This is a genomic window from Acanthopleuribacter pedis (assembly GCF_017377855.1).
GTDB lineage: Bacteria > Acidobacteriota > Holophagae > Acanthopleuribacterales > Acanthopleuribacteraceae > Acanthopleuribacter > Acanthopleuribacter pedis.
In genome coordinates this window covers 34417-47788 of record NZ_JAFREP010000002.1, presented here as the reverse complement: position 1 = coordinate 47788, position 13372 = coordinate 34417, and the positions used below count along the sequence as shown (strand labels likewise).

Genomic DNA, 13372 nt, shown 5'->3' with positions numbered 1-13372 from the left:
GTGCCCCCTGTTGATTGGTTTTAATCCGTATCTAACAGGATTCGGGCGCGGGATTCAATCTTATTTGAAGCGGTAGGAGAATCCGGTCAGGAACGTAGAAAGGCGGCTTTTATCGACGATGGGGCTGTCTTCGATGGTGCTCGGTAAAAACGAGGTGTTAAAAATGCTCAACCATTGCCAACCGGAACGACCCAGGGGCCGAATCACCTGCACACCGACGGCGGGAATCACGGCGGCATCCGGCTGATAGAAAGGCCGGGTCGGCAGGGCCTCGGGTAGGGTGACACCGTAGTAATAATCGGTGTTGTTTTTATCGCGGTAACCCAGGGAGAGGTCGCCGGACAGAATCCACATCCCGGCACGGTGCCTTCGCTGGAGCGACAGGTCCAATTCGTAACCACCGCTGCGGTCCAACACATCGAACATGGCCTCAAAATTCAAGCTGTTACGGCCGAAATTGCGTTGATAGGCCAGGCCGAGATCAAGGGATTTTTCGCGATCTTCCATGCCGCGCAACACCTCGGAATCGTCTTCCTCGTAGCTTTCGAAACGGGGTTGCAGGGCGAATTCGAAGGTTTGTTTGCGGGACTGCACCAAAGCGTAACTTGCGCGGATCCCTTGAAAGGTAAAGCGCCCCGACCGGTAGGTCAGCAACGGGATCGGGATCACCTCGGAATCCTGGCCGGCATAGGCGTTGTCGTTAACGAGCAAACCCAGGCCCAAGCTGAACCGGGGCGGACCGGGCTCGGCGCCGGCGGGAGGTTGTGCTTGCAGGAATCCGAACAGAAGCAGGGCGAACAGCGAAAAAAGACGGGGCATAAGCTTCTTCTCCTGGAATTGATCGGGGTGATGGTTTTTCGACACGGGGTTCAGGGCAAGCGCGGCCACTCCGCCTTTGGGGCAAGCGAAACCGAGCGGGCCGAAACCCGCTCGTGCAAAGTACATGGGACCTATTTGGATTTAGCCGGGTTTGGCGACCAGGACGATGCGTTCGCGACCGGAAACCACCACGCCACCGGGTTTTTCGATGGTGATCGCGTAGAGGGCCGGTTTTTTGACACCGATTTTGGCATCGATCGGGATGATAACCTCGCCGTCACCCGCGGGCATGTCAAACACGCCGCCGTCGACGGGGAAGCGTTCGTCCCCTTCTTCGTCGAAGATCCAGAGTTGGTATTGGTAGGTGCTGGGATCGTTGGCGGCCAAACCTTGGATGCGCATGTAGCCTTCTTGGGCGTCGCCGGACCAGACCACGTCGCCGGAAGCACCGGTCGCGGTTTGATCCGGGGTCGCTTGCCAAGGCAGCGTGGTCGCATCGGTTGAGGCGAGCAGTTGTTGTCGCTGTTCCAGCGGCGAGGGCGGCCGGTTGGCGGCTTCAATCGAGGCGCGCAACTCTTGTTCCAAGGCCGGACGCATCTCGGCGATGGTCGCGGTACGAATTTCGGCGATTTGATCGGCACTGGGCTCGCGCGGCAGCAGGGCGAAGGCGGCCAGGGCGGCTGCAACCAACCAACCGATGATGTTGGTCATGATACCGGCGCTGCTGGATGCTTCCGTTTCTTTGGCCGGAAAAGGCGTCACGACCCCGTTGTCGGCTTCATCCTTGGGCGAAGCGCCCTTTTGGTTCTTTTCCGCAAAAAACATTTTGGCGTCTTCGGCGATGTGGATGTGCAGTTCAGCGGGTAATTTTTCTTCTTCGGATTCCTCGTGGGCGAGCATGGCGGCGGCGACGGCCAGACCTATTTCGTCTTCCAATTCAGCGTAGGCATCCAGTTCGAGCCCGGCGAGGGCGATGCGGTCCTTGCGGTCGAGGTCACCGGTTTCACGGTCAACCAAGATATCGAGAAGGCGTTCGTTGTTCATTGAGCGGCCCTCCTTTCCTTTGGTTTCCCGATCCGTTCCAATTTCTCGCGAATCGTGGCTAAGCCGCGGCGGATGTGGGACTTCACGGTGCCCAGTGCCACCCCGGTGGTTTCGGCGATTTCACCATGACTCATGCCGAGGTGAAGGGACAGGTACAAAACTTTGCGCTGCTCGCGACCCATGTCGTTCATGGCCTCGTGGGCGCGTGTGGCGTCGGCGGAAGCTTCCAAACCGGCGGCGTAGGCGGGTTCGGCGGTTTCGGCGAGTTGGACTTGTTCGGGCCGCCGCTTTTGTTGGCGGAGCCGGTCGATTAAACGGCGTCGAGCGATCATCACCACAAAGGTTTTTTCCGAGGATTTTTCGGCATCAAAGCGCCCGGCATTTTTCCATAGATCGATAAAGATCTCCTGCACGGCGTCTTCGGCTTCTTGTGCGGGGCACAGTCGTTTGGCGACGGACCAGATGAGACCGCCGTAAGTGTCGATACACTTTTTAACCGCGCCTTGATCACCCTGCGCAACCCGAGGCAGCAAGGGGGTGGTGGCATTCATGGATACTCCAGGTAAGGGGTCCGTGGTATCGAAAACCCTGAGCGAGCTTACGAGCATGGATCAATCTCGCGGGATCCGCGGGGGTAGGGCATGGCATGGCGCAGAACGGGGGAGATTGAAACAGGTATCATCGTAGCCGCTTATCCTCCAAAAATCCTATGCAAATCGACAAGAAACAGTGAAAAACCGGGAAGCGCGCACCCGGCTCGGGTTCCGGGCCCCTGAAGAACGCCTGACAAAAGCTGGACAATCAATAGACAAGACAGGAAATGGAGACAGCAAGCGGTGGGAAGTCCGGGTCGGCCGCCCCGGGCCCGGTGCGATTGCCATCCACCGTTACCAGTCTCTTTCGCCGGCGAGGATGGTATGGATGCAGGCGATGTCGTTTTTTTTTGCGAGATGGTTTGAGGATTTGGTAAGCCCTTTTCCGGCAGGGGTTTTCGTTCGGGTCCGCACTCAATTTTGCTTTGTTTGGGATTCTTTATTTCTCAGGATGTGCGGATGGTTTGAGGATGCGGCCACGCCCCGGCACCCTCTGATCCCTCTTCCCGGCGCGGATGAGGCCGTCACTTCGATTCGGCTTCCCGGCGTTTCAAAATCAAGCACCGAACCCATTGGTTCCCGGCATGATAACCCCGGGCTTTCGACAGTTTAGGTAGACCGAACCCCGTCTCATCGGTTCCATTCGGATGCCGAAACCCAAACAATACAGCACCGTCGAAGCCACGGCTTCATCCGCGTCGGGTAAGCGCAACAGAGGGCGCCTCACCGCGCCCGCATCCTCTTTTCATCCTCATATCCTGAGAGAAAACGGATACCAACCCATGCCTAAAACATGGACAGCATCAACCCATCCTCGTCCAGCGCTTCGCCTTCAGTTCAAAGCGCGGCAAGGTCCCCTTGGCCACCACCTCAATCGGGATCCGCAACGCGAATTCAGCCTTGAGCGCCTCACCCAAGCTTTCCACCCAGTCGCCCTCGGCGTTGTCGGTGGGTTCGACTTGGAGCCGCATCTCGGTCATGGCGTCCCGTTCTTCAAGGAGTACGCGGTACTCGGCCACGACCGCGAAGCGGCGCACCACCGCCTCCACCGCCGCCGGGTACATGTTGACGCCGCGCACCACCACCATGTCGTCCGCGCGACCCAAAATTCCGCAGGGAAAACCCCACTCGATGGTTTGCCAATGGGGCTCGGGCGCTTGTAATTGGACCAAATCACCGGTGCGGTAACGCAGCACGGGGGCGGCCTCGCGGCCAAGCGTGGTGAGCACCAGCTCGCCGCGTTCACCCGCGGACGCCGGCGCCTCGGTAACGGGGTCGATGACTTCCACCAGGTAATCGCTTTCAATGATGTGCATCAACCCTTCGACATGGGGGCTCTCATAACCGGCCGGGCCGATTTCGGTCATGCCGTAATGGTCGACCACCCTTGCCCCGCGCCAAAATTGGCGCATCGCCCGGCGTGTCGCGGGGATGGCACCCCCCGGCTCGCCGGCGACAATGATCACCTTGAGGGGAATGCTGTCCAGATCGAAGTCGTTCTGCGCGGCGACCTCTCCCAAGCGCAAAGCGTAGGTCGGGGTACAACACAAAACGGTGGTTTGGTTGGCCGCCATCGCTTGCAAGCGGCCCAAACTGTTCAGAGCACCGCCGGGGATGCAGAGGTTCCCGCCGGCTTGGGCGGCCTCGAAGGCCGTCCAAAAACCCAAAAAGGGACCGAAGCCAAAGGCGAAAAAGATGCGCTCGCCGCCCCGCACCCCGGCGGCATCGTAAACGCGCAACCAGTGGCTCAGCATCCAATCCCAACTCCCCGGGGTATCCAATAACCGCAACGGCGCCCCAGTGGTGCCGCTGGTTTGGCAGTAACGGGTATAGTGGTGCGCCGGCTCGGTTGTGTTGCGACCATAGGGGGGAAAGGCCTGCTGATCAGCAACCAAATCGCGCTTAAAGGTAAAGGGAAAGGCGCGCCGAAAATCGGCCAAACCCATTTCCGGGAACCGCGCCAAAAAGGCGTTTACCCGCTCGCGGTAAAACGCATTGTCCGCGGCGAGTCGGCCCAACATGGCGTGCAGACGGGTTTGCTGGTGGTGTTCGAGCGCGTGGCGGTCGGAAAAAAACGGCGGCATGGTCGGCATAAACGCTCCCCTCGGCAGACACAGGCTGATCAACATCCGGTGGCGACAAGCGCCGGCCGTTACTCCACGGCTTCCAACAGCTTCTTGGGCGCCTCACTAATTTGGTCGTACAGCTTGTCGGGGATTTTGGCGGCTTTGAGCTTGCGGGTATCGTTGTCGACGCTCACGAATACGACGGTCAAGCGGCCCTTGGCCACCAGGCGGCCGTCGAACACACGGCGGAACAAAAAGACGTAGTTCAACACCTTGCGCAGTTTTTCTTCGACAACGAGATGGACCTCGACTTCCTCGTCGTAGGCAAGCGGGGCGAGGTAATCCATTTGCGCTTTGACACGGGGCCAACCATGGCTGTTCTTCTTTTTGAGGCGAAAACCGGAGAAGCCGAGCTCGTGGTAAAACGCGTGTTCGGCGAGTTCCATGTAACGAAAATAGTTGGAGAAATGAAGAATCCCAGCGGGATCGGCCTCATGAAATTCGATCCGTTTGATGTACTTGTATTCGTAGATGGCGCGTCTCCTCACAAGCGAAAACTTTTGTTAAGAACACTTAAGCTCCGATCAACCGGTAACCGGAAAAAGGTAAAGCTCACCGCGCCGGCACAAATGACGCGGCGATGCACGCGTCGTGAGATTATCATGAATCGCCCGCGAGGTTGGAGCCCTTTTTATTGTGGGCGATTTGACCCTGAGGGATGGCGCGACAACGCCTCGCGTGTCAACACCTTCAGCGTTTTACCATCCGTGAACGCCTGAGACCCAGGGTGCGACCATGTTCAATGATCGTACCCGGGGCTAACATAGGGAATCCCTTCAGGATTCGTCCAGGGTGGCCGGGAAAAGCCCGGCTTCTATTCAAAGCATGGTCCAGGGATGGGGTGGTGCGGCCCCGGTTGGGGCGCGCCGGGCCGGGGTTTCGCATTTGGCACCACGCCATTGGGTCGGTTATCGCTTCAAGGGCGAGGTTCCGCTTAAACCGAAAGCTTAGCTGGTGCGGGCCAAGCTCTGGAATTGCTTGGTTTTCTTGTGGCCGGCATGGATTGGGGTCGGCATCGGCACGGCATCAAACGACAGCAGGTAACGGTACACCGATTGATCAACGCGAAGAACGGCCGCCCACCGACATTCGACCTCGAGCGGTTCGCCGTCGTAGGGATGAAGCATCACGGTTTCCGGGTCGTGTTCGTGGCAATCACCCACGGCCAACATGGCCTCCAAAGTCACCACTTGGTCCGGCTCGGCCAAACGAAACACCTCAATCAACCGGCGACCACGTGCCAATTGCAACATCCAGCCGGTCAAGCGTTCCGCCTTGGTGTTCATGTAAACCACGGCCCCACAATCGTCTACCTGAATCAACGCCTGCTCCGATTGTTGCATCACCATCTGACTAAATTTGACGGCGTCGGCGGTCTGGCCTTCCACTCGATGGCGAAAACACGCCAGTTCAAGGGAAAGCCGCAATTCACGGAGGGTGAAATCGGGGTGCAGGTAGTGGAATGGATCGGTCTCTTCAAAAGCTTCGTGGTCCCGTTCCGAAAGCAACAATACCGGCCGAAAGAAACAATTAGCTGTCTCCAGCGCGGTCCGGGTGTGGATCATTCGCTGATCCGGGTCGGTTAAATCAATAACCACCAAAGTGTTAGCCTGTTTTTCCAACCAATCAGGTAAGGTCTCACGGGTCAAAACAGTAGCAACCAGGCGGAGTTGCTGAAAACGGTCAACCAAAAAACGACCGCGCTCGAGGTCGCAGCACAAAATACCAATGTTTAAGGACGAAGGAAGCATAAGCACAGCACTTTCGGGTGTCCGGCGGCAGGGCCACCCAGAAAAAATAATAGATCGGCGAAAATTAAGCCAAATGAAGTGGATTGTTGAGACCTAATATAAGGGAAAAAATGACCCGTTTTCAAGTTTTTTGCCCGTTCTTTTTCACAATTCTTTAACTTTCGGTGCCGCGACCTTGCCCGACCCCCTCCTTTTCAAATGTCACCGCCTTTGAAACAATGATTTCATTCTTCCCGTAAATCGGGACATGATTACCAATATGGATACCCAACCGATGTTCAGTACCCTCGCCGACGCACTCGACCTCAACCTCGATGCGATGGTCGCCATCGACGGCCAAGCCATGCCGCAACCCTACCGCGATTTACTGGTTCACGAGGGCGACATGACCCTGCGCCTGCAGGACCATTACCAAACCGAGATCCACTTGCGCGCGCTCAGCGTGGTGCGCGAGCAAGAGCGCCTGTTGCGCAAGGTGTTGCTTACTCGCCCCGACGGCTTGCTGGTCGAGTTCGGGGTGATCCGCATTTTCCTGGATGTCTTCACCGACGAGGTGCGGCCCTGGGTAGAAAGTTGCCGTTACCCCCTGGGCGGCTTGCTGGCGCGGTTTAACGTGCCGCGCCGTAGTGAATTGCAAGGCTTCTTTCGCATTCGCAGCGATGCGGCCCTTGAGGATGTGTTAGGTTTGGAGAGGACGACCGATTTGTATGGGCGGCTGAATCGCCTGGTCACCACCGACCACCAAACCATCGCCGAGGTGGTCGAAATTTTGCCACCCTCGTAGGCGGCAACCGAACCGAGCCGTTTCCAGCAGGCTCCAACGTTTATCGGGAAGGGCGCCAAACCGCCCAATGCTCATTTGTTCGGAGGCATGGTCGCATGTTGCAACACGAAACCGTTGACGCCGTCATCATCGGCGCCGGTCCCACCGGCTGTATCGCCGCCACCCATCTCGCCAAGGCCGGTTTTAAGGTCGCGGTTTTAGAGAAAACAACCTTCCCACGCTACCGCGTCGGCGAGTCCCTCATTCCCTACTGTTATTTCCCGTTGGAACGCGCCGGCCTCATTGACAAAGTGAAAGCGGCGGGATTCCAAAAGAAACACAGTGTCCAGTTTGCGGCAATGGACGGCACCTGCTCCCATCCGTTCTATTTCACCGAACACATGCACCATGACGCGGCGACAACCTGGCAGGTGGAACGCACCCGCTTCGACCAAATCTTGGTGGATCACGCCCGCGAGGCCGGGGCCGAAATTCATTTTGAAACCCAGGCCAAGGACCTTGTTCGCGATGCGGCCGGCACGGTCACGGGTGTGCAAGCCCTCCACAAAAGCCACCCGATCACCTTCGAGGCGCGCCTGACCATCGACGCCAGCGGTCGCGACAGTTTCGCCATTAACAAAAACCAATGGCGGGTACGGGATCCAAAACTGAAGAAAGTCGCGATTTGGACCTATTACGAAGACGCCAAACGGGATGAAGGTTTGGACGAGGGCGCCACCACCATCGCCTACCTGCCGGAAAAGGGCTGGTTCTGGTACTTGCCGCTGGGCGAGAACAAAACCTCGGTAGGCATTGTCGCAGAAAAAGCGTACCTGTACCGCGACGGCCGCGAACCGGCCCAAATCTTTGCCCGCGAAGTTCAGGCCAACCGTTGGATCGCGGACCACCTGGCGGGCGCTAGCCACAACGGCGCCTTCCGCGTCACCGGCGATTACAGCTACCGCGCCAAACACATCGCGGAGGACGGTTTGGTGCTTGCCGGCGACGCCTTCGCGTTCCTCGACCCGGTTTTTTCTTCCGGTCTGTTCCTGGCCCTGGTAGGCGGCGAGCAGGCGGCGCAGGCAGGCATTGCCGCCCTCCGTGCCGACGACGTGCGCGCGGCCCGCTTCGGCGATTACGCGGAACGCTTCATCGGGGGCATGGAAGCCTTCCGCAAACTGGTTTACGCCTTTTACGATCAAGGCTTTAGCTTCGGTGCCCTGGTCAAAAAGTACCCGGACCAAAGGCCCGCGCTCACCGATTGTTTGATCGGCAATGTGTTTCGCGATTTCGACCAACTGTTCCAAGCCATGGCTGATTTCGCCGCGGTCCCCGAGGCCTTGGGTCATGGACGGCCGCGCACCGAGTCCGTCTCGTGCTAAAGCCAACCGGCACTAAGGCCTTTGTACCTAATTCGTTTCCCACCCGCCGCTAGGAGGGTGGGAAACCCAATAAAACGCGGATCGTAACTGCATCCGCATTTCCTTTGTGCAGCGCCTTTGGGTAGAATGGGCATGTTTTTCTACCATGTCTCCCGAGGCGGTCTGATGCAGTATCTATTGGTTGTACCTGTTGCTTTTTATCGTGCGCCCGACGGTCGCGTCGCCTGTGAAAGCGCCTTCGTTGAACACCTGCGCATGACCCGCACGATGTTCGAACCCAAGTTCACCTCAATGCGCATCGCCGCGCCCACCATGTCGGACGAAGAATACGAAAAGAACAAACACCACCTCGGCCATTTCACCGAAGAAGAAGAACAAATCTTCTATACGCGGCTCCACCAATTCGAAGCGTCCCGCCTGTTGTTCGCCCTTTTTTTGTGGCTGCCCACCTACTTAAAGATCATCGGCGCGGTGCGCAAGGCCTCGCTGGTCCACAGCGGCCTCTCGTTTGACATCCTCATGCCGTTTGAAATTTTTTCGTTATTTGCCGGCACCGTTATGGGTAAAAAGACGGTGTTCGTCATTGATATCGACAACCGCAAAAGCGCCGATATGCGCTACGCCACCGGCGCCATGTCCAAGAAGAGTTACCTGATCAGCAAGTACGTTTACAACCCGTTGCGCATCCTGCAAATTCGCTGGGCGGTTCGTTTTTGCTCCCTGCTCATGCTCAAAAGTCAATCGTTGGTCGACGATTACGGCAAAGGCAAAGACCACGTCAAAAACTTCTACGACGTCGCCTTTTCGCCCGAATATGTCATTCCCGAGGACCGCTTGGCGCAAAAAACGCGCGACGTCCAAGACACGGGTAAACCCCTCGACCTCACCTTCTTCGGCCGTTTGGTTCCCTACAAAGGCATCGACTACTGCATTCGCGCGGTAAAAAAAGCGCGCGCGTTGGGGGCCGTGGGCGCGCGCCTACACATCCTCGGGTCGGGTTACCAAGAAGACGAACTCAAGGCGCTTACGGCGGAATTGGGTGCCGAGGACTATGTGATTTTCCACGGCGCGGTCCCCTTCGGCCCGGTTTTTTTCAACCAGCTCTACGACTATCATTTATTAATGGCTGCACCCTTGTCCCAAGACACGCCGCGCAGCCTGTTTGATGCGATGGCCGCGGGGATTCCTTTACTCGCCTTTGACACGGATTACTACAAAGATCTGGTCAACACGGGCGCGGTGGACGTGGTTCCCTGGCGGTCGGTGGACGCCTTGGCGGAAAAAATTGTCGCCTTTCACCAGGACCGTCCCCTTTTGGCCCAACGCATCGAAGCCGGCGTAACCTTCGCCAAGGAAAACAGCCAAGACATTTGGATGGCGCGCCGCCACCGCTGGATTCTGGACCTTTTTCCTGATTAACGCGGAAATTGGGTCTGAACCAAATTGGGTTTATAATACGCGTTAATTTTTGCAGTCTTCCGTCCCCACGCTGACCACCCGTCCGACATCGATATACAGCGACCGAAACAACCGCGACACACAGCTTGATCGCGGCCGAAATAAGGTATTCGTCCTTCCTGAATCAGGTCGCACGATTCGCCGCCGTACCCGACACAACCGCGTTACGGCATGGGTAGCAGAACCGCGGAACAGGCAGACACGGCAACCCGGCAGGGTGCGGCGCGGGTCGAAAAGACCCGTCAAGGGGCTTCGGTTTGTTTTCAAGCCCGACACCCTTGCGCGGTTTGCCACCGATTCAGAGGTCTCGACTCCGTCGCCGCCAGGCGGCTTTCCACAAAGGATTCCCACCCTATGAAAAAGAGTTTCATTGGCTATTGGCTCTTGTTTGCCGCCGCACTCGCGAGCGCGCAAACGCGCCACCACGCGCGCCAACCGGTTGGTTTGCAAGAAAATCCCCCTACCGCCTACGCCGTTACGGGCGTAACGGTCCAAGCCGATCCCAAAACGGTGATCGAGAACGCGGTCATTTTGGTTCGCGACGGCGTGATCGAAGCCGTCGGCCCGGCCGCAACGATCACCCTTCCGGCCGACGCCTTGGTCATCGACAAAAAGGGCGCATTTGTCTATCCCGGATTTATTGATTTGATGACGGACGCGGGCAAGAAGAAAAAGGCCGGCGAAGGCGGCAAAAAGAATCAGCCCGCCGGCACGGCCGACCACAACGCGGAAAACACGGCGGGCAAACTGCGCGCCGACAGCTACAACTACCCCAAGAAAAAAGCAAAAACCCTGCGCGAGGCGGGTTTCACCGCGGCCGTCTTTGTGCCCTCCGGCGGTATTTTCCGCGGCATCGCCTGCCTGACCTTACTCCAAGAAGGTCGCACCAACGACGTCATGCTCGACCCCGAGGTCGCGGGCGTCGTCAGTTTTGAAGGCGCCGTCCGCCAGGCGTACCCAGATTCAGCCATGGGTGGTATCGCCATGATTCGCCAAACCGTGGGCGACGCGCGCTGGTACGAACAAGCCCATGCGACCTACCAAAAACACCCCACCGGGCAAACACCACCCAGTGTGAACCGCGACTTGGCCGCCCTGGTTCCTTTTGCCAAGGGCGAGAAACCCTTTTTGTTTCAAGTGCGCAACCACCACGAGGCCTTGCGCGCGCTGAAATTGAGCGAAGAGCTGAAGGTCACATCCTGGGTTTTCGCCGGTGACGACGCCTACCGGCGCGTCGATGCATTTAAAGCGTACAACCCCAACTTGATCCTGCCGTTGGATTTCGCGGAAAAACCGGCGGTGGCTGATCCCGCCATGGAAGGCACCATCAGCCTGCGCGAACTGCGCCATTGGTACCTCTCCCCCGCCGGCCCGGCGGCGCTGGCCGAAGCCGACATCAACTTCGTGCTCACCAGCCACGGCCTTAAGAAAAGCGGTGACATCCTCGGCAACCTGCGTTTGGCACACCACCGCGGTTTGGCCAAAGAAACGCTGTTGGCGGCTTTGACAACCCGACCTGCCGCCTGGTTGAACCAATCGGACCGCATGGGTGTGATTAAAGCGGGCGCCATGGCCAACTTCTTCATCACCGCGGGCGACCTGTTCACCACCGAAACCACGGTCGGCGAATCCTGGGTCCGCGGTGAACGGCGGCGCTTCGACAAGGGCGACGAACAGGGTGTGTTGGGCGATTACCAATTCACGGTCGCCAAGAAAAAATACAGCCTGACCCTGGCCGGCAGCCCCAAGAAACTGAAAGGCACCTTGAAGCGCGGCAAAAAAGACGTGACCACCTCGGCTTGGTCGCTGGACAAGGGCCGGCTGGTGTTCCACATCAACGACAGCACCCTGGCGGGTGAAGGCGTGGCACGGGTGAACGCACGGGTTGAGGAAAACGGTTTCTACGGCCAGGTAATTCGCGCCGACGGTACCCGTTTCTCATTGAACGCCCAACGCGGGAAAGCGGCCGACGCCGACAAACCCAAGGCCTACCAAGGTCCCAAACTCTTGGACGAACCGCTCGCCACGGTGTTTCCCGACGGCGCTTTCGGCCGCAACGCCATGCCGGAACAACCCGCGCTGGTTGCCGTTACCAACGCCACCATCTGGACCTCCGGTCCCGACGGCAACCTCGAAAACGCGACGCTGCTGGTCAAAGCCGGTAAAATCGCCGCGGTCGGCACCGATGTCGCCGTGCCGGAAGGTGCGCTCGTGATCGACGCCGCCGGCAAACACGTCAGCCCCGGCTTGATCGACGAGCACTCCCACGCCGGTTTGGACGCGGTCAACGAATGGACCACCACCAACTCGGCCGAGGTCGGCACCCACGAGGTGATCAACCCCGACGACATCAGCCTGTACTACATGATGGCGGGCGGCCTGACCATGGCCAACCAGCTCCACGGCTCGGCCAACCCCATCGGCGGCCAGAACTCGGTGATTAAGTTGCGCTGGGGTAAAACTGCCGAGGAACTGCGTTACGCCAACGCCATGCCCGGCATTAAGTTCGCCCTGGGTGAAAACGTCAAACGCGCCAACTTCCCGGCCCCCGACGGTTACTATCCCCTGACCCGTCTTGGTGTGGAACAGTTCTTCCGCGATCAATTCGACGCGGCCCTCGCCTACCGTGCCGCGTGGCAGGACTACGAAAAAGCGGCCGACAAAAAACACCGCATTCCCCCACGCCGCGATTACCGCTGGGACACCCTGCTGGAAATCATCGACGGCAAACGCCAAATCCACTGTCACTCCTACCGTCAGGACGAAATTTTGGCCCTGATGCGGGTCGCCGAAGACTTCGGTTTCAAAATCGACGTCTTCACCCACATCCTCGAAGGCTACAAGGTGGCACCGGAAATGGCCAAACACGGCGCCATGGCCAACACCTTCACCGATTGGTGGGCCTTCAAAATGGAAGTAGTCGACGCCATGCCCTACAACGCGGCGCTGATGCACCAAGCCGGTGTGGTCGTCGGCTTCAACTCGGACGACGACGAACTGGCGCGCCGCCTCAACACGGAAGCGGCCAAGGCGGTTAAATACGGCGGCGTTTCACCGGAGGAAGCCCTCAAAATGGTGACCTTAAACCCGGCCCGTCAACTGCGCATCGACGAACACGTGGGCAGCTTGGAAGTGGGCAAAGACGCTGACTTTGTCCTGTGGAACCATTCGCCCCTGTCCATGTACGCGGTCGCCCAGCAAACCTGGATCGACGGCACCAAGTACTTCGACCGCGAGGAAGCCAAACAACACACGGCCGAGGCACAGAAGCAACGCCGTGTTTTGATTCAATTGGCGCTCTCCGACAAAGGCAAGGGCCCCAAATCCGACCGCGCCAAAGGCAAAACCCGGCGCATGATGCACTGCGAGGATCTGGACGCATTTAGCGACGGTTCTCTCGACGGCCATCATCACCACGCACACCACTAGGAGGTCC

10 protein-coding genes are annotated in these 13372 nt (G+C 58.4%); 4 read left to right on the top strand and 6 right to left on the bottom strand.

Annotation, left to right across the window (positions count from 1 at the left end; genetic code table 11):
* Positions 1–60: 60 nt before the first annotated feature.
* The 6 genes from J3U88_RS02100 to J3U88_RS02075 form a co-directional block, all read right to left on the bottom strand.
* Positions 61–819, bottom strand: a complete 759-nt coding sequence (locus tag J3U88_RS02100) for a MipA/OmpV family protein (protein ID WP_207856471.1) — start codon at positions 817–819, stop codon at positions 61–63.
* A gap of 141 nt (positions 820–960) precedes the next feature.
* Positions 961–1863 carry an anti-sigma factor gene (locus J3U88_RS02095; RefSeq protein WP_207856470.1) on the bottom strand — a complete coding sequence of 301 codons (903 nt, stop codon included), beginning with the start codon at positions 1861–1863 and terminating at the stop codon, positions 961–963.
* Entirely contained in the window at positions 1860–2414 is a 555-nt protein-coding gene (locus J3U88_RS02090) for an RNA polymerase sigma factor (RefSeq protein ID WP_207856469.1), read from the bottom strand. The genes J3U88_RS02095 and J3U88_RS02090 overlap by 4 nt, the downstream gene beginning before the upstream one ends.
* Positions 2415–3259: 845 nt before the next feature.
* Positions 3260–4549 (bottom strand): phenylacetate--CoA ligase family protein, encoded by a 1290-nt coding sequence (locus J3U88_RS02085; RefSeq protein WP_207856468.1) that lies wholly within the window; start codon positions 4547–4549, stop codon positions 3260–3262.
* 59 nt (positions 4550–4608) lie between these two features.
* Positions 4609–5070, bottom strand: a complete 462-nt coding sequence (locus tag J3U88_RS02080) for a thioesterase family protein (RefSeq protein WP_207856467.1) — start codon at positions 5068–5070, stop codon at positions 4609–4611.
* Positions 5071–5529: 459 nt separating this feature from the next.
* Positions 5530–6333, bottom strand: coding sequence for a PAS domain-containing protein (locus J3U88_RS02075; protein ID WP_207856466.1), 804 nt, complete (start codon positions 6331–6333; stop codon positions 5530–5532).
* Positions 6334–6592: 259 nt separating this feature from the next.
* On the opposite strand from J3U88_RS02075, the gene J3U88_RS02070 reads away from it, so the two are divergent.
* From J3U88_RS02070 to J3U88_RS02055, 4 genes are all read left to right on the top strand, one after another.
* Positions 6593–7117: a hypothetical protein gene (locus tag J3U88_RS02070; protein WP_207856465.1), complete on the top strand. Its 525-nt coding sequence runs from the start codon at positions 6593–6595 to the stop codon at positions 7115–7117.
* A gap of 95 nt (positions 7118–7212) precedes the next feature.
* Positions 7213–8478: an NAD(P)/FAD-dependent oxidoreductase gene (locus J3U88_RS02065; protein WP_207856464.1), complete on the top strand. Its 1266-nt coding sequence runs from the start codon at positions 7213–7215 to the stop codon at positions 8476–8478.
* Positions 8479–8643: 165 nt separating this feature from the next.
* A complete protein-coding gene (locus J3U88_RS02060; RefSeq protein WP_207856463.1) occupies positions 8644–9897 on the top strand; it encodes a glycosyltransferase in 1254 nt (417 codons plus the stop codon).
* Between the two features lie 393 nt (positions 9898–10290).
* Entirely contained in the window at positions 10291–13365 is a 3075-nt protein-coding gene (locus tag J3U88_RS02055) for an amidohydrolase family protein (protein WP_207856462.1), read from the top strand.
* Positions 13366–13372: the final 7 nt, after the last annotated feature.